We start from the raw sequence: 21,804 nt of genomic DNA on the forward strand, positions 1-21,804 counted from the left end.
AGATGGAAACGACGAAGGCCGGCGCAAGGCCGGCCCTTGAAACTCTGTGGCCTGAAGGACCGCTTACTTGCAGGTTTCGATCTGCTTCAGCGCAGCCGAGATGCCGGAAAGCGAATAGCTGTAGGAGGTGCCGGTGCCCTTGCGCGAAACGGCATTCACCGTCATCGAATGACCCGTCTTCATCGCCGCGACGAGGGCCGGCTCCTGGGCAGCATTCTCGACCCAGCCGGCCTTGTCCTTGGTGAACATCACGAAGGTCTTGTTGTCGATGACGACGTTGATCTTCGAATTTTCCTTCACCGTATAGCCCATCATGGCCTGCGGCTCATAGGAGATGTTCTGGCCGGGGCGCTGCGAGACGATGAAGAAATTGTCACCGTGATCGACGCTTGCCGGCTGCTTTGCCGTCGGAACGGACAACACGTAGCACACGGTGCTCTTGCCCGACTTGTAGGAATAGGCGCCCCATGCCTGGAACTGCTGGATGCGGTTCGGCGCGGCCTGCTGCGCTTCCGCAACTCCGGCCATGGTCAGGGTGAGTGCGAGAGCGGATACGATACTTTTTACAAACATGGATTCCTGCCGGTTCTTGCGATTCAAGGCCCGAAGCGATCATAGCGGGCGCCGCATAATCACGATCTGCTTTATTTTGACTTAATTCAGGTTACCAAATGGTCAACAATAGCTGCGATTTGTATCTGCCTGTGTCATTTCAGCTCGAGTGTCAATTTTCGCACCTTTGACGGTATAGGCCGCGACATCGTGCCCCGATGGCACTGGCCGTCCGTTCGGGTGAATTTAAGACACAAAGATTCAGGCAAGAGTTTGACCTTTCCCAAATCCGTTGTACCTCATTAAGACTTGGAAATCCGGGACGAAATTATTGTCGCAGGGAGCTGGTGAGGAGACATGGATGCCGAGGAAAGACAGCGTTTCGCTGCCCTCGCGAAGGCCGTCGCGGACAATCGCGACCAACAGGCCTTTTCCATCCTGTTCGATTATTTCGCGCCCCGCCTGAAGGCCTGGCTGATGCGCCAGAAGATGACATCAGGCGAGGCCGAGGAACTGGTCCAGGAGATCATGATCGTGCTCTGGCACAAGGCGGATCTCTATGATGCCACGCGATCTTCGCTCTCAACCTGGCTTTTCCGCATTGCCCGCAACCGCCGCATCGACATGCAACGCCGCGCCAATACCCGCATCTTCGACGAGACCGACCCGGCCCTGCAGCCGCCCGCCGATATCGGCGCGGAGGAAATTATCGCCAATGACGATCGCGACGCCAGGATACGCGCCGCCGTCGGGCAGTTGCCAGAGGGACAGCGCGACATGCTGCGCGCCGCCTTCTTCCTCGGCCAATCGCATTCGGAGATCGCCGAATCAACCGGGCTGCCGCTCGGTACGGTGAAGTCGCGCATCCGGCTTGCCTTTGGCAAGCTCCGCAAGGTGCTGGAACGCGAAATCGCCTGACTCTTTAATTTAGAACGGGATTCAGATCGTCTTCATCGCTTCTTCCGGCCGGTCGGCAAGAACGCGGTCGGCCGCTTCGTAATGGCCCGGTCTTATATGGCCACGCACCATAGCGAAGGCGGCCGAAAGCACGGCGATGTCGTCGGAAAAGCCGATGACGGCGAAAACATCCGGGATCATGTCGATCGGCATGACAAAATACGCGAGCGCCGCGAGCAGCACGCCGCGCACCTTCGTCGGCGTCTGCGGATCGAGCGCGCAATAGAAACCGGCAACCACATCGCGCGAGAACGGGATCTGTCGCACGGCCCGCCGGAAGGTCGGCCAGAATTTCTGCCTTACGGTCTTCTCGCGCCGGCTCTGGGTGTCCTCGTCGCCCGGCAACAGGATTTCCCCGAATTTAACCTCGTCCATCCCTGCATCCCTTTCGTCCAAGCGAACATATGGTGATGGCGGACCGGCTTTCAATCGGCCCCGCTGTCAAACGATACGGCGCGCCGCAGCCTTCTCCATGGCTTTGGCGAGCTTGAAATCCAGCTCCGTCAGTCCGCCGGCATCATGTGTGTTCAGCGTCACCTCCACCCTAGAATAGACGTTGAACCATTCGGGATGATGATTGAGCTTCTCGGCCGCAAGTGCTGCCTCCGTCATGAACCCGAAAGCCTCGATGAAATTTGCGAACTTGTACGTCTTCGAGATCGAAGAACCTGCATCATTGAGCGCCCAGCCTGCAAGTCCGGCCAGTTGCGCCTCGGCCGCCGTCCGTTCCAGTCTTTCCATTTTCATGCCATGGTCCTCTTCTCTGTCCGACAGGTTTACCGATGAAACGCATCAGCATCCTCTTCGTTTGCATGGGCAATATATGCCGTTCTCCGCTCGCGGAAGGAATTTTTGGCCATCTCGTCGCCGAAGCGGGTTTGACCGGCGATTTTACCATCGATTCCGCCGGCACCGGCGGCTGGCATGAAGGCGAGCCACCCGACCGGCGTTCGATCGCCACCGCAAAAGCCCATGGCATCGACATATCGGGACAACGCGCCCGCCGCATCCAATCGAGGGATTTCAGGGATTTCGATCTGATCCTCGCCATGGACCGCGACAATCTGGCGGCACTCGAAAGGAGCGCACCGCCTGGCGCGAATATCCGCCTTTTTGGCGATATCGCGCTTGGAACCGGAGAGGATATTCCCGATCCCTATTATGGCGGCCCGGGCGGTTTCGAGCTGGTCTACACCAGGCTCTTGACCGGCTGCAGCAGCCTGCTCGAAACGCTGGGCGTCGAGCGCGCCTCGTGCAACGGGAACACTTCCTCGGTGAGGTAGGGCCCGCCGCCGACCGATTCGCGCGACGAAAGCAGCACGAAGCGCGGCGCGGTGAAGGTTGCGGTGTGGAAGTTGCCGCGTCCCGCCAGATATTGCACGACATCGTCGAGCCGCGAGGATTTGAGCCGCGCCAGCGTCACATGCGGCATGAACTTGCGGGGATCGGGCGGCAGGCCGATGCGCTGGCAGATGCGCTCGATCTCGCCCTGCAGGGCATACATTTCAGGCGATTGCGAAACGCCGGCCCAGACCGAATGCGGTTTCTTCGAGCCGAAGGAACCGATTCCTTCGAGCCGGAACTGGAATTCCGGCCGGTCGATCCGGTCGAGGCGTTCAACGATTTCATCGGCCGTGCGGCCGTCGACGTCACCGATAAAGCGCAGGGTGATGTGGTAATTCTCCACATCGATCCATCGTGCTCCAGGGAGGCCACCGCGCAGCAATGAAAGGCTCATCGCCGCATTGCGCGGAATTTCGAGGGCGGTAAACAGTCTCGGCATCACGAGCACTCCCCGAATCTTTTGCAGGTGCTCACACGGAATCACGCAATCAACAACCGCGCAAGCCCCTATTTCTTCACAGAAGAAATCGTTTCGACGAAATTTGTGACAGCAGGCTCCATCTTTTCGACCATGACGTCGACACCTCTCGCATTCGGATGCATGCCGTCTTCGAGCTTCAACCCGGCCTCCAGCGCCACACCGTCGAGGAAGAAGGCATAGAGCGGAAGCCCATGTTTTTCCGAAAGTTTCTGATAGATCGGATTGAATCGTGCGGCATAATCCGCCCCCATGTTCGGCGGCGCCACCATGCCGGCGAGCAGCACGGCAATCCCGCGCTCCTTTAGCCGAGTAATCATCTGATCGAGATTCTTCTCGCTCTCCTCCGGCGGGATGCCGCGCAGCGCATCATTGGCGCCGAGCTCCAGAATGACGCCATCGGTGCCGTCGGGTACCGACCAGTCGATGCGTGCAAGGCCCGCTGTCGTCGTGTCGCCGGAGACCCCGGCATTGGCGACGGTGACATCGAGCCCCTTCGCCTTCAGGGCCGCCTGCAGCTTTTCCGGAAAGCCGTCGCCGGCCGGCAGCTGATAGCCCGCCATCAAACTGTCCCCAAAACCGACGAGATTGATCGTCCGGGCATTGGCCGCAGCGGCAAAGATCAGCGAGACGGCAATGACGGTGAATTGAAGGGCGGCAACTTTAAATCTCATTCTGGCTTCCCTAGATTGGCGAAGTGCCGTTATGCGGCCATTCGGTTAGGGATTTATATAGGGCGATTTCTGTTGGCAAAAACCATCATCGAGTTGAAGAGCGCCGATCTGACCCTCGGCAGCGCAGCCGCCTCCGTCCATGTGCTGAAGGGCATCGATCTCGATGTCGCGGCCGGCGAATCCGTCGGCATCGTCGGCCCTTCCGGTTCCGGCAAATCGACCCTGCTGATGGTGCTTGCCGGGCTGGAGAAGCTCGACAGCGGCGAGATCAATATCAATGACACGCCCCTCCATAGCCTCAGCGAGGATCAGGTCGCCGATTTCCGCGGCCGCAACATCGGCATCGTCTTTCAGTCCTTCCACCTGATCGCCAACATGACGGCGCTGGAAAACGTCGCCGTGCCGCTCGAGCTCGCCAATGTCCGCAACGCCTTCGAGATCGCTCACCGTGAGCTGAAATCGGTCGGCCTCGGCGAACGGCTGAACCACTATCCCGGTCAGCTTTCCGGCGGCGAACAGCAGCGCGTCGCGATCGCCAGGGCGCTCGCCCCCTCGCCCGCCCTGCTGATCGCCGACGAACCCACAGGCAATCTCGACACCGAGACCGGCCGCCAGATCGCCGACCTTCTGTTCTCCAAGCAGGCCGAACGCGGCATGACCCTGCTTCTCGTCACCCACGACGTCTCGCTGGCAAACCGCTGCTCACGCCAGATCCGCGTCCGCTCCGGCAGGATCGAGGGCGACAGCGCCGCCCGCCACAGCGAGGCGGCGATCGCATGAGAATGATCACCCCGCGCGTCTCGCTTGCTTTTCGTCTGGCGCTCCGCGAGTTGCGCGGCGGCATCCGCGGCTTCTACATTTTCCTTGCCTGCATCGCGCTCGGCACCGGCGCGATTGCCGCCGTCAATTCCGTCTCGCAGTCGATCACCGATACGATCGCCTCGCAGGGGCAGGAACTGCTGGCCGGCGACGTCCGCTTCGAACTCAACAACCGCGAAGCCACGCCTCAGGAGTTGGGCTTCCTCGAAAGCCTCGGCACCGTTTCGGTTTCAACTGGCCTGCGCTCGATGGCCCGCAAGCCTGACGGCTCCGATCAGGCGCTGGTCGAGGTCAAGGCCGTCGATGACGGCTATCCGCTCTACGGCAGATTCGTGGCCGAGCCGGATTATCCGCTTGCAGCGCTGCTTTCCGGCCAAGGCGGCACCTATGGTGCGGTGGCAGCGCCCCTGCTTCTCGATCGGCTCGGGCTTGCGGTCGGCGACGAACTGCTGCTCGGCAACGTCAAGCTCAGCATCACCGGCACGGTGAAAACCGAGCCGGATGCCCTGTCGGAAGGCTTCGGTTTCGCGCCGCGTCTGCTCGTCAGCCGCCAGGCGCTCCAGGCCTCCGGGCTGATCCAGACGGGAAGCCTGGTCGAACATGCCTACAAGATCCGGCTGGAAGACAAGGGCGCGATGTCGGGCATCCAGGCGCGCGCCTCCAAGGAATTCCCCTCCGCCGGCTGGGCGATCCGCACCAGCGACCGCGCAGCACCCTCGCTCACCGAAAACATCACCCGCTTCTCGCAGTTCCTGACGCTCGTCGGTCTCACCGCCCTGATCGTCGGCGGCGTCGGCGTCGCCAATGCCGTGCGCGCCTTCCTCGATGCCAAGCGCACGACCATCGCCACCTTCAAATGTCTCGGCGCCCCGGCCCAGGTCGTCGTCCTGATCTATCTTTTCCAGATCGCCATCATCGCCCTCGGCGGCATCCTGATCGGCCTCGTCATCGGCGCGTTGTCGCCGATCTTCGCCGCGCAGTTCCTGGCGCAATTCCTGCCGGTCTCCACGACGCCGACCCTCTATCCCGGCGCCCTGCTGCTCGCCACGCTCTTCGGTATCCTGACGACGCTGGCCTTCGCCATCCTGCCGCTCGGCCATGCCCGCGAAGTGCCGGCGACCGCCCTCTTCCGCGAGCAGGGCTTCGAGGCCCGCCGCCTGCCCTCTTGGCCCTACATCCTGCTTGCCGCTGTCTTCATGGCCGCTCTTGCCGGCCTTGCCATCCTGACCGCCTATGACCGTTTCATCGCCGTCGTCTTCGTCGGTGCGATCGTCTTCGCCTTCGTCGTCCTGCGCCTCGTCGCAGCAGCGATCGCCTGGCTCGCGCGCCGCAGCCCGCGCGTCAATTCACCCGCCTTGCGGCTGGCGATCGGCAATATCCACCGCCCCGGCGCACTGACGCCCTCGGTCGTGCTGTCGCTTGGCCTCGGACTGGCATTGCTGGTGACGCTGACCTTGATCGACGGCAACCTGCGCCAGCAGCTGACCGGCCGCATGAACGAGGGCGCACCGAACTTTTTCTTCGTCGATATCCAGAGCGCCGAGGTCGGCGCATTCCGCGATCTCGTCCAGGCGCAGGCGCCGCAGGGCAAGCTCGTCGAAGTGCCGATGTTGCGCGGCCGGATCGTCGCCTTCAACGGCGAGGACGTCAGCAAACTGACCGTGCCGGCGGCCGGCCGCTGGGTGCTGAACGGCGATCGCGGCATCACCTATGCCGAGACCCTGCCGGAGAACGCCGCCCTCACCGAAGGCAGCTGGTGGGACAAGGATTACAGCGGCGAGCCGCTCGTTTCCTTCTCCTCGGAAGAGGCGCATGAGCTCGGCCTGAAGATCGGCGATACCGTCACCGTCAACGTGCTCGGCCGCAACATCACGGCGAAGATCGCCAATCTGCGCCGCGTCGAATGGGAATCGCTGTCGATCAATTTCGTCATGGTCTTCTCGCCGAACACATTTCGCGGCGCTCCGCATGCCTGGCTGGCGACGCTGACGGATCCCTCGTCGACGCCCGCCGAAGATGCGGCAATCCTGAAATCAGTCACCAACACCTATCCGACGATCACCAGCGTGCGGGTCAAGGACGCGATCGATATCGTCAACCAGCTGGTCGCGCAGCTGGCGACCGCGATCCGCGCCGCCGCCTCTGTCGCCCTCATCGCCTCGATCCTCGTCCTTGCCGGGGCGCTTGCTGCCGGAAACCGGGCGCGCACCCACGACGCGGTGGTGCTGAAGACGCTCGGCGCCACGCGCGCCATGCTGATCCGCGCCTTCAGCTACGAATATCTGATCCTTGGGCTTGCGACCGCGATCTTCGCGCTGATCGCCGGCAGCGTCGCCGCCTGGTTCATCGTCGCCCGCATCATGCGTCTGCCGTCAACCTTTCTGCCCGACGTGGCGGGGTTGACGCTTGTGACCGCGCTCGTCCTCACCGTCGGCATCGGCCTGATCGGCACTTGGCGCATACTTGGGCAAAAGGCGGCCCCCGTTTTGCGCGAGCTTTGACCGGGCAGCGGCACTCAAACCCTTCACCTTACGGCGATTTAACCGGCCGAGCCTCTGCAAGCCTCTTGTTTGCAATGGGCGAAAGCCTCATATTATCCGCAGGCATGCTGGAGCTCCGCAGCGGCGCCCGGGTCGAAAACCCCGACACCGTATTTCCATCGGAGCTTGTAAGAGGAAACTATGGCTGATCTCCGTAACTATCAAAGCCGCGCTCAGACCGGCGAGATGATTGATCAAGGCCTGCGCGCTTATATGCTCAAGGTCTACAACCTGATGGCGCTGGGTCTGGCGATCACCGGTGTGGCCGCATATCTGTCGTTCCAATTCGCCTTCGCCAATGGCGAGCTGACCGCTTTCGGTCAGGCGATCTATGTGAGCCCCTTGAAGTGGGTGGTCATTCTGGCGCCGCTGGCTCTGGTGTTCTTCCTGAGCTTCCGGATTCATACCATGACGGTGGCCGCCGCCCAGACGACCTTTGCAGTCTACGCCGCGCTCGTCGGCCTGTCGCTCTCGTCGATCTTTCTGATCTACACCGGCCAGAGCGTCGTTCAGACCTTCTTCGTCACCGCCGCCTCCTTCGGCGCGCTGTCGCTTTACGGCTACACGACGAAGCGTGACCTGTCGGCGATGGGCTCGTTCTTGATCATGGGTCTGTTCGGCCTGATCATCGCTTCGCTTGTTAACATCTTCCTGGCTTCGTCGGCTGTGCAGTTCGCGATCTCCGTGCTCGGCGTTCTGATCTTCGCAGGCCTCACCGCCTACGATACGCAGCGGATCAAGGAACTGTACCTGGAAGCCGATGACGTTGCCGTGGCCGGCCGCAAGGCGATCATGGGTGCGCTGACGCTCTATCTCGACTTCATCAACCTCTTCATGTTCCTGCTGCAGTTCATGGGCAACCGTAAATAAGCAGGGCAGACAGAGATCGAAAAGGCGGCTTCGGCCGCCTTTTTTGTTGCGCAGGCTTTCGCGGAGTGGTCTTAGGAAACCTTACTTTTCCCGATGGATGCCGCCGAATGTCATTCCGCCTGCGCGATGCCTCCCAAGCCGATATCCCCGCCATTGCCGATATCTATCGCGAATCCGTCCTCAACGGCGTCGCGAGCTACGAGATCGTGCCGCCTTCCGAGGCCGAGATGGCGCTGCGTTTTTCAACGATCGTCAGCCAGCAATATCCCTATATCGCGGCCATCGGCACGGACGGAACCCTGCTCGGCTACGCCTATGCTTCGGCCTTTCGCACGCGTCCGGCCTATCGCTGGATGGTCGAGGACTCCATCTACCTCGCGCCTGAGGCCCGCGCCCGGGGCGTCGGCAAGGCGTTGCTTGCCGAGCTGATCGAGCGCTGCACCGGCCTCGGCTTTCGGCAGATGACTGCCGTCATCGGCGGCGCCAGCCCCGCCTCTATCGCGCTTCACCGGAAGGCCGGCTTCGAGGAGATCGGTCTGATGCGGGGCACCGGCTACAAGCACGGCCGCTGGCTGGATACGATGTTGATGCAGCGCAGCCTCGGCGAGGGGATGGCGACCGATCCGGATCCGTCCGCCTATCCCGGCACGCTGTTTACCGGTTGATGCGGCTTATTTGTCGACGAGCTTCAGGGCCTTGTCGAACACCTTCAGCACCTGGTTCAGCTCGTGACCGCGCTTCAGGATCGTGCCGTGGACGTTGATGACGGAATAGGCGCCCTGCTTGGCGGCGAGCTTCGGGTTTTTCTCGATGCGGAAGAGCGGCATTTCGCCGGAACGCTTGAAGACGGAAAAGACCGCCCTGTCCTTCAGGTGATCAATGGCGTAGTCGCGCCATTCACCGTCGCCGACCATGCGGCCGTAAATCCAGAGGATCGCGTCCAGTTCGCGCCGGTGGAAGGTCACCGGAAGCGGGTCCTTGCTTTGCTTGTATTCCCTGAGATCGACGACGACTGAGGAACTATTGTCGACGGAGCGGCTTTCGCCGTGTCGCAAATCCGGCTGATCTGTCATCAGTCTCCCAAGGCCTCCGCATGTGACAGGAGAGTGACAGTTTGCCCGAGCCGCCGCAAATTGCAAGAGCGCCAGCCGTCACATTCGGCCGCACCACAGCGCCGCGCGTCTCTCGGGCAAAGACGCTGCAGCACTTTGAATCTGCGCATCATGCCTTCTAAAAGTTGGGTCCGAATTCGGAAAGCATGATGCCCTGGATAGGCTCACGCTTTCTCCGCAGCGCCGCATTTCAGTCAAAACAGCGCCTCATTTGCAGGAGATTTATGAATTCCAGTTTGGCGCCAGCGCGCCAAAGGGCCCGGCGGAGCGTATCGACCTTAACCCCAGCCCCGAATACGCTCGGCCGGGCCGCCCCAGCACTTCATCCACAACCGGATGAAATCTCAGATATTTTTGCCAGCCATGACAACGGTCGCGCCCAGGATCGCAGCCGGATCGCCGTCTGCGGTCGCCGATTGCAGCAGGATCGCGCAGCCCTCGAGCTGCGGCCGCTGCAACACGCTGGCCGGCAGCGTCAGACTGGTTGCCTTGCCGTCCCACATGCCGATGGTTTCGACATTGGTGACGCTGTGCAGGTAGGAAAGCTTCCGGCCGCTGTTCTCGCCCTTTTCGACGTCGATGGTCTTTTCCTTGTCGAAATAGACCATCACGACATTGGCCTTGCCCTGTCCCGCACCGATCTTGATCTCCAGCTCGTCGCCGCGCATCGCGGCGTTGATCGGAACGGTCAGCCCGTTGCCTTCGCTGCTGTAGGTGTCGATCTTGCTGTTGATACCGTTGAGATCGGCGCCGGCCAGATGGCCGCGTCCGTTGACGATCGCCTGCGGCGTGTAGACGTTGCTGCGGCCCATCGTTCTGGCATAGCCATATTGCCGTTCGGTGTTTTCCTTGGAGCTCAGCGTATCGGCCCAGCCGAGATAATTCCAGTAATCGACATGATAGGCGAGCGCGATGACATCGCCCTGATTCACCAGCGTGCGGAAAGCCGCATCAGCCGGAGGACAGGAGGAGCAGCCCTGCGCCGTGAAGAGTTCAACGACACCTTTCGGCGTGCCGTCTTCGGCCTGCAGCGGGCCTGACAGAACAACGCCAGCGATCAGCGGAATCAAAAAACGGGGGGACATTCACCTGCACCTCTTTTTCAGCGCCGACGGCGTGTTGGAACCGCAGGCCCTGACATATGAACGTACGAATAATCCTTCCGGGTCCAAACGAAAAGTCACGAACGGGTGAGACGGAGCTCCACCGGAACTTGCGAAAAACAAATCATCGTGAGCCCGTCCGAATACTGTCGCCACACAGAAAAGCCGCCGGAAACTGCTCTCCGGCGGCCATTATCAATCAAGTCTCCTAAATCCGGATGAATCTGAATCCGGATCTACATTAAAGAAGAAGAGCATGATGTCGTCCGAAAACCGCTCACGCTTTTCGGCATCATGCTCTGAAAATCAGGCAGCGAGATCGCGCAGAACCGTCTGCAGGATGCCGCCATTGTTGAGGTAGATCACCTCGTCGAGCGTATCGACGCGCGACAGCAGCGGAACCTCCTTCACGGTGCCGTCGCCATAGGTGATCTTGGCGATCTTCTTCTCGCGCGGCTTGATCTTTTCCAGACCTTCGATGGTGACGAGTTCATCACCCTTGAGGCCGAGGCTCTGCCAGGTCGTGCCCTCTTCGAAGACGAAGGGAATGATGCCCATGCCGACCAGGTTCGAGCGATGGATGCGCTCGAAGGACTGGGCGACCACCGCCTTGACGCCGAGCAGGTTGGTGCCCTTGGCAGCCCAGTCGCGCGAAGAGCCGTTGCCGTATTCGACGCCGGCGAAGATGACCAGCGGCACGCCTTCCTGCTTGTACTGCATCGCCGCGTCGTAGATCGAGGTTTCTTCCTTCGACGGATAGTGGATGGTGTAACCGCCTTCCTTGCCGTTCGGGCCGAGCATGTGGTTGCGGATGCGGATATTGGCAAAGGTGCCGCGCATCATCACTTCATGGTTGCCGCGGCGCGTGCCGTACTGGTTGAAGTCGGCAACGGCGACGTCGTGACCGAGCAGGTAGGCGCCGGCCGGCGATGCCGCCTTGATCGAACCGGCCGGCGAGATGTGGTCGGTGGTGATCTTGTCGCCGAACAGGCCAAGAACGCGGGCGCCCTTGATGTCGGAAACGCCGGTGCCCTTCTTGCCCATGCCGACGAAGTAAGGCGGGTTCTGGACATAGGTCGAATTGTCGTCCCAGGCATAGGTCTGGCCCGGCGGAACCTGGACGGCTTGCCAGTTGACGTCGCCCTTGAAGACGTCGGCATATTTGCTTTCGTAGAGTTCGCGCGTCACGTATTTCAGGATGAACTCCTGGACCTCCTTCGAGGTCGGCCAGATGTCCTTCAGGTAAACGGGATTACCGTTCTGGTCCTCGCCGATCGGCTCCTTGGTCAGATCCTTCTGCACCGTACCGGCCAGCGCATAGGCGACGACGAGCGGCGGAGAGGCCAGATAATTCGCCTGTACGTCGGGCGAGATACGGCCTTCGAAGTTGCGGTTGCCGGAGAGAACGCCGGAAACGATGAGGCCCTTGTCGTTGATCGTCTTCGAGATCGGCGCCGGCAGCGGACCGGAATTGCCGATGCAGGTGGTGCAGCCGAAGCCGACGAGGTTAAAGCCGAGCTTGTCGAGGTCGGCCTGCAGGCCCGACTTGGCGAGATATTCGCCGACGACCTGGCTTCCCGGTGCCAACGAGGTCTTCACCCACGGCTTCGTCTTCAGGCCCTTGGCAACAGCGTTGCGGGCAAGCAGGCCGGCAGCGATCAGGACCGACGGATTGGAGGTGTTGGTGCAGGAGGTGATGGCAGCGATCGCCACGTCGCCATGGCCGAGATCGAAATCCGTGCCTTCGACGGCATAGCGGTTCGAAAGCTGACCGGGCTTCTTGTAGTCCGTGTCCATCGAGCCGGCGAAACCGGAAGCGATGTTCTCCAGCGAAATGCGGCCTTCCGGACGCTTCGGGCCGGCCATCGATGGCACGACGTCACCGAGATCGAGTTCCAGCGTGTCGGTGAAGACGAGCTCGGAGCCATCGCCCTCACGCCACATGCCCTGCGCCTTCGAATAGGCTTCGACGAGCGCGATACGGTCCTTGGTGCGGCCGGACATGTTGAGATAGTTGATCGTTTCGCCGTCGACCGGGAAGAAGCCGCAGGTGGCGCCGTATTCCGGGCCCATATTGCCGATCGTCGCACGGTCGGCGAGCGGCATGTTGTCCATGCCGGGGCCGAAGAATTCGACGAACTTCGAAACGACGCCCTTCTTGCGCAGCATCTGCACGACGGTGAGAACGAGGTCGGTCGCGGTGACGCCTTCCTTGAGCTTGCCGGTCAGCTTGAAGCCGATGACCTCAGGCAGCAGCATCGAGACCGGCTGGCCGAGCATCGCCGCTTCCGCTTCGATACCGCCAACACCCCAGCCGAGAACGCCGAGACCGTTGATCATCGTCGTATGGCTGTCTGTGCCGACGCAAGTATCGGGATAGGCGATCGTCTCGCCGTCCTCTTCCTTGGTCCAGACGGTCTGACCGAGATATTCGAGATTGACCTGATGACAGATACCGGTGCCGGGAGGCACGACGCGGAAGTTCTTGAAGGCCTGCTGGCCCCACTTCAGGAAGCGGTAGCGCTCGCCGTTGCGCTGGTATTCCAGCTCGACGTTACGGGCGAAAGCCTGCGGCGTGCCGAATTCGTCGACGATGACGGAGTGGTCGATGACGAGATCGACGGGAACGAGCGGGTTGATCTTCTCGGGATCGCCGCCGAGCGACACCATCGCGTCGCGCATCGCGGCAAGATCGACGACGGCGGGAACACCGGTGAAGTCCTGCATCAGCACGCGCGCCGGGCGATAGGCGATTTCGTTTTCGACCGCACCCTTGTTGTTCAGCCATTCGGCGACGGCCAGGATGTGCTGCTTGGTGACCGACTGGCCGTCTTCGAAGCGCAGCAGGTTTTCGAGCAGCACTTTCATCGAATAGGGAAGCTTCGACACGCCGGCCAGACCGTTTGCCTCAGCCTTGGGCAGGCTGTAATAGACATAGTCCTTCCCGTTCACGGAAAGCGTGGAACGACAATTGAAACTGTCAAGAGATTTAGACACGAGAGACCCCGTTTCTGATAGCCAACACAGTCGTGCGAACGCCTATGCACTTAATGCACATCAGGATGCGGGTACGGCCATTTCCGCTGTCCGCACGTGGAACAGACGCTCCAAGTTCGGCGCAAGGATGAAATTCACGCCGACCGCTGGCGTGGTTGCAGGTCTTATAGATAATTTCCTAAAAACTTGCCATACCCGAAAACAGTCAAAATCGGACATTTTTTGACGCCGCCGCAAGCCGAAACCAAGAAAGAGCCGACGCATGCATTTCACCGCCGAAAATCTGGCTGCAAGGCGCGGTGAGGATCTGATTTTCGTAAACATTTCCTTTCACTTGGCGGCCGGCGAGGCGCTTGTCCTCACGGGAAAAAATGGATCGGGAAAATCCACATTGCTGCGCGTCGCCGCCGGCCTCCTGAGGCCGGAAAAAGGCACTGTCATCTTCCGCGACGAAAAGGGCGGGGAAGACCGCCATCCGGGCGAGGTAAGTCACTACCTTGGTCATCGAAACGCAATGAAGAATGAACTTACGGTTGCAGAAAACCTCGACTTCTGGCGCGCCTTTCTCGCCAATCCAGGCGGTGCTGCCGGCCTCTCCGTCGAGGACGCCGCCGACGCCGTCGGCCTTTCGGGAATCACCCATCTTCCCTTCGGTTATCTCTCCGCCGGCCAGCAGCGCCGGATGGCCTTCGCCAAGCTGCTCGTCGCCCACCGCCCCATCTGGATCCTCGACGAACCCACAGCGGCGCTCGATGCCAGCGCCGACCGGCTGTTTGCCGAATTGATTGCCGCACATCTGACCAAGGGCGGCATCGTGCTGGCGGCAACACATCAGCCGCTGGGGGTGGAGAATGCGCGGGAATTGAAGATGACGGGCTTTGCCGGCGTGGATGCGGGGGTATGGGGGTGATGTTTCTCGACGTGGGTGCCTCATCCATCGCACATGCAGAAAGCCGCCGCGCATGACCGCTCTCTTCCTCCGCGACCTGAAACTTTCCATCCGCGCCGGCGGCGGTGCGCTGATCGGCGTGCTGTTCTTCCTGACCATCGTCGCCGTCATCCCCTTCGGCGTCGGTCCCGATCTCAAGCTGCTGTCGCGAATCGGCCCCGCCATCGTCTGGATCGGCGCACTGCTTGCCGCCCTGCTCGGCCTCGACCGCCTGTTTCAGGCCGAGCGCGATGACGGATCGCTCGACCTGATGCTGATGCAGGAAACGCCGCTTGTCCTCACCGTGCTGGTCAAATGCGTCGCCCACTGGACGGCCACCAGCCTGCCGCTCGTCATCGCCTCGCCGCTGCTCGGCCTCTTCATGAATATGGACGAGACTGCGATTGCTGCCACCATGCTGACGCTGCTCGTCGGATCGCCCGCCATCACCTTCATCGGCGCCGTCGGCGCCGCCGTCGCCGTGGCGCTGCCCCGCGGCGGCCTGCTGGTCTCGATCCTCGTGCTGCCGCTGACCATTCCGGTGCTGATCTTCGGCGTCAGCGCCGCCTATGCCGCGGTCGAGGATCCCGCCCCGTTCCTGCCGCCCTTCCTCATCCTGATTGCGCTGACGCTCTTCTTCGCCGTCATCGGTCCGGCCGCCGCCGCCCTGGCGCTGCGAAACACAGCGGATTGATGGGCCATTCGATTGCGGGAAGAGCCGGATCAAGGTATGGAAGCGGACATGAGCGAAACGAGCCTTGCCATCAGCAAATTCAGCGATCTCGCCAACCCGACACGGTTTCTGGCGCTGGCGGCGCGCGCCATTCCATGGCTGGCCGGCATCACCGCCCTCTGTTTTATCGTCGGCCTCTATCTGAGCTTCGCCACCGAAGGCGACTACCAGCAGGGCGAGACCGTCCGCATCATGTATGTGCATGTGCCCTCGGCCTGGCTTTCGATGATGTGCTATACGATCATGAGCGTCTCGGCGATCGGCACGCTGGTCTGGCGCCATCCGCTGGCCGATGTCTCTGCCAAGGCTGCAGCCCCGCTCGGCGCCGCCTTCACCCTGCTCGCCCTCGTCACCGGCTCGCTGTGGGGCAAGCCGATGTGGGGGACCTGGTGGGTCTGGGATGCTCGGCTGACCTCCGTCTTTGTTCTCTTCCTGATGTATCTCGGGCTGATTGCGCTCGGGCGCGCCATCGACGACCCGTCGAAGGCCGCACGCGTCAGCGCCGTGCTCATCCTCGTCGGCTTCGTCAACATCCCGATCATCAAATTCTCGGTCGAGTGGTGGAACACCTTGCACCAGTCGGCAAGCGTGCTGCGCCTCGACGGCCCGGCGATCGATCCGGAATTCCTGCGGCCGCTCTTCATCATGGCGATCGCTTTCACGCTGCTCTTCTTCACGCTGCATATCATGGCGATGAGGAACGAGATCTGGCGCCGCCGCATCGCCGCCCAGCGCCGCCTTGCCGCCCGCATGGCCAGCCGGGAGGAATAGACCGTGACGCATGCCTTCTACGTCTACGCCTCCTATGGCTTCGCAGCTCTGGTGACGGTCGCCGTCACGGCCTGGACCTGGGCCGACGGTCGCGCCCGCCGCCGGGAACTTGCTGCCCTCGAGGCCGCCGGTATCCGCCGCCGCTCGGCGCGTGTAAGGGATGGCGAATGAGCGACACGCCGGAAAAGACGACCGACAGGCCACGGGCGCTTGGTCGCTACACCTTGGCGCTTCTGCCGCTGATCGTCTTCGGCGGCATTGCGGCCACCGCCGCCAAGATGCTCTACGACCAGGATTTCCATGGCAAGAACATCACCGAAATCCCCTCCGCCCTGATCGGTACCAAGGCACCGGCGCTGAACCTTCCGCCGCTCGACGGCGCCAACCTGCCGGCGCTGACCGATGCCGCCATCAAGGGCAAGCTGACCCTCGTCAACGTCTTCGCCTCTTGGTGCCTCCCCTGCCGGGACGAACACCCCGTCTTGAAAGAACTGGCGAAGGACGGGCGGCTGAACATCGTCGCCATCAACTACAAGGATCAGAGCGACAACGCCCTGCGTTTCCTCGGCGAGCTCGGCAACCCCTACAAGGCAATCGGCATCGATCCGAATGGCAAGGCGGCGATCGACTGGGGCGTCTACGGCATTCCGGAAAGCTACCTGGTCGGCCCCGACGGCACGATCCTCTACAAGCGTGTCGGCCCCTTCGACGATACCAGCCTGAAGGAAGGGCTGTTTCCAGCGATGGAGAAGGCGCTCGGCAAGCCCGCTTCGTAGCGGGGTCTATCCTTACACCCCGCCTTGCCAGACCTTGATCGCCTCGACCGGCCAGATCAGCATGACAACGTTGAGCGTCAGGTTGTCGCGGATCATGTAGCCGGTGAAAATCTCGAAGAAGATGGCGATCGCCACCGTCAGCGCCACCGGCGCGCGCCGCGCGAAGAAGAAGCCGATGCACATGAAGACGGTGTCCATCGCCGAATTCAGGATGCTGTCGCCGTAATAATCGAGCGCGATCGTCGCGGTGCGGTAGCGGTCGATGATAAGCGGCGAATTCTCGAGCAGCTCCCAGCCGGATTCGATCAACAGCGCCAGCAGCAGCCTTGCCGCCAGCGGCTTGCCGCGCAGCAGGAGATGCGCGAGCCCGTAGAACAGGAAGCCGTGGATGATATGCGACGGTGTGTACCAATCCGACAGATGCTGCGAATTGCCGCTGGTATTGACCCCGCCCTCCCAGAGCTTGACGTAACCGCAGGCGCAGATCGGCACGCGGCCCATCATATATTCAGCGGCGATCTGAATGATCAGCACCGCAAGGCAGGCGACAAACCAGAAGGTCTGGTGCTTTACGCGATATTCGGCCTCTGCAGCGCTCACTTTTCGCCGTCCGTTTCCAGGTTGACGCTATGCTTCAGCACCAGCGGCATCTGCGCCAGCGTGAAGATGATGGTGATCGGCATCGTGCCCCAGACCTTGAAGGCGACCCAAGTATCGTCCGAAAAATTGCGCCAGACGACTTCGTTCAGCACGGCGAGGAAGAGAAAGAAGATGCCCCACCGGATGGTCAGCTTGCGCCAGCCTTCGGCATCGAGCTGGAAGGCGGCGTTGAAGACATAACCGAGCAGCGACCTGCCGAAGGCCAGCCCGCCGAGCAGCGCCACTCCGAAAAGCGCGTTGACGATGGTCGGCTTCATCTTGATGAAGGTCTCGTTCTGCAGCCAGATCGACAGCGAGCCGAAGATGACGACGACGATGCCGGATACGAAGGGCATGATCGGCAGATGGCCGAGCACGATCTTCGAAACGATCAGCGAGAGGATCGTCGCCGCCATGAAGAGCCCGGTCGCGACGAACAGCGGTCCGCCGAGTTCGGAAAGAGCGGGAAACTTCTCTACCAGCCACTGGCCGCGCAGATTGGCGAAGAAGAATATCATCAGCGGCCCGAGTTCCAGCGCCAGTTTCAGCAGCGGATAATGCCGGTCGGCGGCGCTCGGGGTGATATCGCTCTCTGTGCTCATGCGTTCTTCAAACCTGTTTTTCCTGGGAACCTGTTTCCCGGCCGTGCCCTGCAGGCTTTCGGCGGCATATCTGTGGCATCATTGCCCAAGTCCGGCAATGGCATGGGCAAAATCCTCGGCCTCGAACGGCTCCAGATCCTCGACACCCTCGCCGACGCCGATGAAATAGACCGGCAGCTTATGCTTGGCGGAGATGGCGACGAGAATGCCGCCGCGCGCCGTGCCGTCGAGCTTGGTCATGATCAGCCCGTTGACGCCGGCGACGTTGCGGAAGATCTCGACCTGGCTCAGCGCATTCTGCCCCGTCGTGGCGTCGAGCGTCTGCAGCACGGTGTGCGGCGCATCGGGATCGAGCTTGCCGAGCACGCGCACGATCTTCTCGAGCTCGGCCATCAGCTCGGCCTTGTTCTGCAGGCGGCCGGCGGTATCGACGATCAGCACGTCGCATTTTTTTGCCTTTGCCTGTTCGAAGGCGTCATAGGCGAGGCCTGCGGCATCGGCCCCGAGCTTGGTGCCGATGAATTCGGATTTCGTCCGGTCGGCCCAGATTTTCAGCTGTTCGATTGCCGCCGCACGGAAAGTATCGCCGGCAGCCAGCATCACCTTCAGCCCGGCGCCTGAAAGCTTCGCAGCAAGCTTGCCGATCGTCGTCGTCTTGCCGGTGCCGTTGACGCCGACAACGAGGATGACATGCGGCTTGTGCGATAGGTCGAGCTGCAGCGGCTTGGCGACCGGCTTCAGGACCTTGGCAATTTCGGACGCCATGATGCGGCTGACATCCTCGCCGGTGACATCCTTGCCATAACGCTCGGAAGCGAGCGTATCGGTGACGCGCATCGCGGTCTCGACGCCGAGATCGGCCTGGATCAGCAGGTCTTCGAGATCCTGCAGCGTCTCGTCATCGAGCTTGCGCTTGGTGAAGAGCGCAGTGATCTGGCTGGACAGCTGCGAGGAGGTGCGCGCAAGACCGTTGCGCAGGCGCTGGAACCAGCTGAGCCTCAGTTGCGGGACAATCGGCTCCGGCTCGACGACCTTCGGACCGGTGGCAAAGCCTTTTGGGAGGATGGGAGAGCCGGTCTGCGGTTCTGCCGCGGGGTTTCCCCCTTCTGTCCTGCCGGGAATCTCCCCCACAGGGGAGGAGATCGGCTGAACGGAGATGTCTTGCTCTACGTCGGTCTCAGGTGAAATCTCTTCGGGAAGCACTTCGGCGATCTCTTCGATCGAAGCCGGCGCGTCAGTCTCCGGATGATCTCCTCCCTTGTCGGGGAGATATCCCGAAGGGACTGAGGGGGGGGCTTCCGCAACGTTGCCGGCGGCCGGCCGGGTTTCCGTCTCCGCTTCCTCGGCCGCCTCGGCTTCCAGCAATGACAGCGGCACGACACCCATATCGCTCAATTGGTCGGCGGCGGGCAGGATTGCGGATTCGTCATCATCTTCAGCAACCGGCGCCTCGACCCCGCCCTCGTCGATATCGGCAGCCGGCCCGCCGGCCGTATCCATTTCCTCGGCCAGCACCGGATCGTCAGCAATCGGCAGATCTTCGTCGCGCGAATGCGGCTCCAGCTCCCTTTCCACGGCCGCAGGCACAGCTTCTTCAGCCGGCTTGCCGAAGGTGAAGACCTTTTTGATGAAACTGAGCGCCATGGGGATTCCGTGAAAGTCAGGCCGCAGCGGCGGCCGTCAATTGCATGTCGAGATGCTTGCCATTGTGGCCGGTGATCGTGACCGGCACAAGTTCGCCGGGACGAAGGCCGGGCGCGGCAACCAGCGTGAAGTTCTCCGTATGCGCCAGGCCGTTGTTTTCAACAAGCAGCCATTGCCGGGTTCCGATCATCCGATCGAGATGGGACTGATGCAGCATATGTCCAGCGGCGCGCAGCCTGGCGGCGCGATCCTTGACCAGCGAGCGGTCGAGCTGCGGCATGCGGGCGGCCGGCGTGCCGGGACGCGGGCTGTAGGGGAAGACGTGCAGATGGGCGATATCAGCCTCTTCAGCCAGTCGCACGGCATTGTCGAACATCTCTTCGGTTTCGGTGGGAAAACCGGCGATCATATCGGCGCCGAAGCTCATCTCGGGTCGGAGACGGCGCGCATCCTCGATGAAACGCAGCGCGTCGGCGCGTAAATGCCGCCGCTTCATGCGCTTCAGGATCATGTCGTCGCCATGCTGCAGCGACAGATGCAGATGCGGCATGAAACGCGGCTCGTCGGCAATCAGATCCATCAGGTGGGCATCGGCCTCGATGCTGTCGATCGAGGAAAGCCTGAGGCGGCGGATATCGGGGAGCTGCTTCAGCAGTGTCTTGGCCAGGAGACCGAGCGTCGGGGCGCCGGGCAGATCGCCGCCATAGCTGGTGGCGTCGACACCGGTCAGCACGATCTCGCGATAACCACCGGCGACGAGATTGCGGGCCTGGTCGACGACGGCGCCCATCGGCACGGAGCGGGAATTGCCGCGACCATAGGGAATGATGCAGAAGGTGCAGCGGTGATCGCAGCCGTTCTGCACCTGGATGAAAGCGCGCACATGGCCGTCGATATGCCTGACCATCTGCGGCGCCGTCGCCTTGACGCTCATGATGTCGTTGACGCGGAGCTTCTCTTCGGCCGAGACGCCGAAATCCGGCAGGCTGCGATAGGAGGCGCTGGTCAGCTTCTCCTCATTGCCGAGCACGGCATCGACCTCTGCCATTTCGGCAAAGGCCTGCTTTTCCGTCTGCGCGGCGCAGCCGGTGACGATGATGCGGGCATGCGGATTGTCGCGCCGCGCCCGGCGGATCGCCTGGCGGGCCTGGCGCACGGCCTCGCCGGTGACGGCACAGGTATTGACCAGGATGGCATTGTTGAGCCCGGCCTTTTCAGCCTGCGCCTTCATCACTTCGGATTCATATGTGTTGAGGCGGCAGCCGAAGGTAATGACCTCGATACCGCTCACTGCGCCTCCGCCTCTCGGGTACCATCGCGCGACCAGAGACCCGTCGAAGGATCGAGCCTGCCCGACCATTCCCATTCGGCCGGGCCGGTCATGATGACGTGATCGTCGCGCTCGCGCCATTCGATGGAAAGTGCGGCCTGCGGCTTGGCGCTTGCCACATTGATCGTCACCTTGCGGCCGGTGCGGCCGGTGCGCGCAGCGCTGACGGCAGCCGAACAGGCGGCCGAGCCGCAGGCGAGCGTCAGTCCCGCGCCCCGCTCCCAGGTGCGCGTCGTCAGGGATGTCGGCGAGGTCACCTGCGCCAGCGTGATATTGGCGCGCTCGGGAAACATCGGATGATTTTCGAGCAGCGGTCCGAAACGGGCAAGATCATAGGACATCACGTCCCTGTCGACCCAGAAGATCGCATGCGGATTGCCCATCGACATCGCCGATGGCGAATGCAGCACCGGATTGTCGATCGGGCCGATCTGCAGTTCGATGCGGCTGGTGTCGTGGAATTCTTCCGCCAGCGGAATCCTGTCCCAATCAAAGACCGGCCGGCCCATATCGACCGAGATCGTCCCGTCCTCGTGCTCGACGGCATTGAGGATGCCGGCCACCGTCTGGAAGGTGAAGACCTTCCGGCCGGTTTCGGCGGCAAGCGCCTGCACGACGCAACGTGTACCGTTGCCGCAGGCCTGCGCCTTCGAACCATCGGAATTCAGGATATCGATGAAAGCATCGGTGCCTTCGGCCTTCGGATCATGGATCGCCATGATCTGGTCGAACTCGGTCTGCGGATCGGCATTGAGCGCGACTGCCGCCGCCGGCGTCACCTTGTCCGGCCGGCCGCGCATGTCGACGACCAGGATCTTGTTGCCAAGCCCGTTCATCCTCGCGAATTCGACCGTTGCACTCATGGTATCGTTCCGTCTGTCTTTCCGGTGTATATGGCGGAAATGCGCGGGAATTACCAGTGGGTGAGTGCCGGG

24 protein-coding genes are annotated in these 21,804 nt (G+C 61.9%); 11 read left to right on the top strand and 13 right to left on the bottom strand.

Translation table 11 applies throughout. From position 1 onward, the window contains the following. Positions 1–63: 63 nt before the first annotated feature. Positions 64–573, bottom strand: a complete 510-nt coding sequence (locus FHT79_RS26445; protein ID WP_028756598.1) for an invasion associated locus B family protein — start codon at positions 571–573, stop codon at positions 64–66. Positions 574–909: 336 nt separating this feature from the next. Between FHT79_RS26445 and FHT79_RS26450 the strand changes: the two genes are divergently transcribed. After that, positions 910–1,470, top strand: a complete 561-nt coding sequence (locus FHT79_RS26450) for a sigma-70 family RNA polymerase sigma factor (RefSeq protein WP_028758049.1) — start codon at positions 910–912, stop codon at positions 1,468–1,470. A 21-nt stretch (positions 1,471–1,491) separates the two neighbouring features. Here the strand turns inward: FHT79_RS26450 and FHT79_RS26455 are convergent, their stop codons facing one another. Then, the gene (locus FHT79_RS26455) at positions 1,492–1,884 is read right to left on the bottom strand and encodes a YkvA family protein (protein WP_018072065.1); all 393 of its coding nucleotides are present in this window, start codon (positions 1,882–1,884) and stop codon (positions 1,492–1,494) included. Positions 1,885–1,950: 66 nt separating this feature from the next. Next, positions 1,951–2,256, bottom strand: coding sequence for a 4a-hydroxytetrahydrobiopterin dehydratase (locus tag FHT79_RS26460; RefSeq protein ID WP_028756595.1), 306 nt, complete (start codon positions 2,254–2,256; stop codon positions 1,951–1,953). Between the two features lie 35 nt (positions 2,257–2,291). Between FHT79_RS26460 and FHT79_RS26465 the strand changes: the two genes are divergently transcribed. Continuing rightward, positions 2,292–2,792, top strand: coding sequence for a low molecular weight protein-tyrosine-phosphatase (locus FHT79_RS26465; RefSeq protein ID WP_183904483.1), 501 nt, complete (start codon positions 2,292–2,294; stop codon positions 2,790–2,792). Here the strand turns inward: FHT79_RS26465 and thpR are convergent. Both thpR and FHT79_RS26475 read right to left on the bottom strand, forming a co-directional pair. Next, on the bottom strand, positions 2,699–3,292 hold the full coding sequence (gene thpR / locus FHT79_RS26470; RefSeq protein ID WP_028758047.1) for an RNA 2',3'-cyclic phosphodiesterase: 594 nt from the start codon (positions 3,290–3,292) through the stop codon (positions 2,699–2,701). The two genes, FHT79_RS26465 and thpR, sit on opposite strands and share 94 nt — an antisense overlap. Before the next feature lie 68 nt (positions 3,293–3,360). Further along, positions 3,361–4,005, bottom strand: coding sequence for an arylesterase (locus FHT79_RS26475; RefSeq protein ID WP_028758046.1), 645 nt, complete (start codon positions 4,003–4,005; stop codon positions 3,361–3,363). 72 nt (positions 4,006–4,077) lie between these two features. On the opposite strand from FHT79_RS26475, the gene FHT79_RS26480 reads away from it, so the two are divergent. The 4 genes from FHT79_RS26480 to FHT79_RS26495 all read left to right on the top strand — a co-directional run bounded on the left by FHT79_RS26480 (position 4,078) and on the right by FHT79_RS26495 (position 8,899). After that, positions 4,078–4,785: an ABC transporter ATP-binding protein gene (locus FHT79_RS26480; RefSeq protein WP_028758045.1), complete on the top strand. Its 708-nt coding sequence runs from the start codon at positions 4,078–4,080 to the stop codon at positions 4,783–4,785. After that, positions 4,782–7,325, top strand: coding sequence for an ABC transporter permease (locus tag FHT79_RS26485; protein ID WP_183904484.1), 2,544 nt, complete (start codon positions 4,782–4,784; stop codon positions 7,323–7,325). The genes FHT79_RS26480 and FHT79_RS26485 overlap by 4 nt, the downstream gene beginning before the upstream one ends. Positions 7,326–7,505: 180 nt before the next feature. After that, a complete protein-coding gene (locus FHT79_RS26490) occupies positions 7,506–8,234 on the top strand; it encodes a Bax inhibitor-1/YccA family protein (protein WP_028758043.1) in 729 nt (242 codons plus the stop codon). Between the two features lie 107 nt (positions 8,235–8,341). Continuing rightward, positions 8,342–8,899, top strand: coding sequence for a GNAT family N-acetyltransferase (locus FHT79_RS26495; protein WP_028758042.1), 558 nt, complete (start codon positions 8,342–8,344; stop codon positions 8,897–8,899). Between the two features lie 6 nt (positions 8,900–8,905). Here the strand turns inward: FHT79_RS26495 and FHT79_RS26500 are convergent, their stop codons facing one another. The 3 genes from FHT79_RS26500 to acnA all read right to left on the bottom strand — a co-directional run bounded on the left by FHT79_RS26500 (position 8,906) and on the right by acnA (position 13,446). After that, entirely contained in the window at positions 8,906–9,307 is a 402-nt protein-coding gene (locus tag FHT79_RS26500; RefSeq protein WP_003582910.1) for a DUF2794 domain-containing protein, read from the bottom strand. Between the two features lie 383 nt (positions 9,308–9,690). Then, entirely contained in the window at positions 9,691–10,431 is a 741-nt protein-coding gene (locus tag FHT79_RS26505; RefSeq protein WP_028756587.1) for a thioredoxin family protein, read from the bottom strand. 324 nt (positions 10,432–10,755) lie between these two features. After that, positions 10,756–13,446 (bottom strand): aconitate hydratase AcnA, encoded by a 2,691-nt coding sequence (gene acnA / locus FHT79_RS26510; RefSeq protein ID WP_028756586.1) that lies wholly within the window; start codon positions 13,444–13,446, stop codon positions 10,756–10,758. A 262-nt stretch (positions 13,447–13,708) separates the two neighbouring features. Between acnA and ccmA the strand changes: the two genes are divergently transcribed. From ccmA to FHT79_RS26535, 5 genes are read left to right on the top strand one after another with little or no spacing between them, the layout of a single operon-like run. Further along, a complete protein-coding gene (gene ccmA / locus FHT79_RS26515; RefSeq protein ID WP_028758041.1) occupies positions 13,709–14,356 on the top strand; it encodes a heme ABC exporter ATP-binding protein CcmA in 648 nt (215 codons plus the stop codon). A gap of 52 nt (positions 14,357–14,408) precedes the next feature. Then, complete coding sequence (gene ccmB, locus FHT79_RS26520; protein ID WP_028756584.1) at positions 14,409–15,068, top strand: heme exporter protein CcmB; 660 nt, start codon at positions 14,409–14,411, stop codon at positions 15,066–15,068. A 48-nt stretch (positions 15,069–15,116) separates the two neighbouring features. Then, positions 15,117–15,878 (top strand): heme ABC transporter permease, encoded by a 762-nt coding sequence (locus FHT79_RS26525; RefSeq protein ID WP_028756583.1) that lies wholly within the window; start codon positions 15,117–15,119, stop codon positions 15,876–15,878. Between the two features lie 3 nt (positions 15,879–15,881). After that, entirely contained in the window at positions 15,882–16,049 is a 168-nt protein-coding gene (ccmD, locus tag FHT79_RS26530; protein ID WP_028758040.1) for a heme exporter protein CcmD, read from the top strand. Then, complete coding sequence (locus FHT79_RS26535) at positions 16,046–16,654, top strand: DsbE family thiol:disulfide interchange protein (RefSeq protein WP_028758039.1); 609 nt, start codon at positions 16,046–16,048, stop codon at positions 16,652–16,654. The genes ccmD and FHT79_RS26535 overlap by 4 nt, the downstream gene beginning before the upstream one ends. A 12-nt stretch (positions 16,655–16,666) precedes the next feature. On the opposite strand, the gene FHT79_RS26540 is transcribed toward FHT79_RS26535, so the two are convergent. The 5 genes from FHT79_RS26540 to dapF form a co-directional block, all read right to left on the bottom strand. After that, positions 16,667–17,254, bottom strand: coding sequence for a DUF2585 domain-containing protein (locus FHT79_RS26540; RefSeq protein WP_028756580.1), 588 nt, complete (start codon positions 17,252–17,254; stop codon positions 16,667–16,669). Further along, a complete protein-coding gene (locus tag FHT79_RS26545) occupies positions 17,251–17,895 on the bottom strand; it encodes a septation protein A (RefSeq protein ID WP_028758038.1) in 645 nt (214 codons plus the stop codon). Before FHT79_RS26545 ends, FHT79_RS26540 begins: the two co-directional genes overlap by 4 nt. Before the next feature lie 78 nt (positions 17,896–17,973). Beyond that, positions 17,974–19,539 carry a signal recognition particle-docking protein FtsY gene (gene ftsY, locus FHT79_RS26550; protein WP_028758037.1) on the bottom strand — a complete coding sequence of 522 codons (1,566 nt, stop codon included), beginning with the start codon at positions 19,537–19,539 and terminating at the stop codon, positions 17,974–17,976. A 16-nt stretch (positions 19,540–19,555) separates the two neighbouring features. Beyond that, positions 19,556–20,830 carry a tRNA (N(6)-L-threonylcarbamoyladenosine(37)-C(2))-methylthiotransferase MtaB gene (gene mtaB, locus FHT79_RS26555; protein WP_028758036.1) on the bottom strand — a complete coding sequence of 425 codons (1,275 nt, stop codon included), beginning with the start codon at positions 20,828–20,830 and terminating at the stop codon, positions 19,556–19,558. After that, positions 20,827–21,732, bottom strand: a complete 906-nt coding sequence (gene dapF, locus FHT79_RS26560; RefSeq protein WP_028758035.1) for a diaminopimelate epimerase — start codon at positions 21,730–21,732, stop codon at positions 20,827–20,829. Before dapF ends, mtaB begins: the two co-directional genes overlap by 4 nt. Positions 21,733–21,804 lie beyond the last annotated feature (72 nt).

It is taken from the genome of Rhizobium sp. BK212, from assembly GCF_014197475.1.
Lineage (GTDB): Bacteria > Pseudomonadota > Alphaproteobacteria > Rhizobiales > Rhizobiaceae > Rhizobium > Rhizobium anhuiense.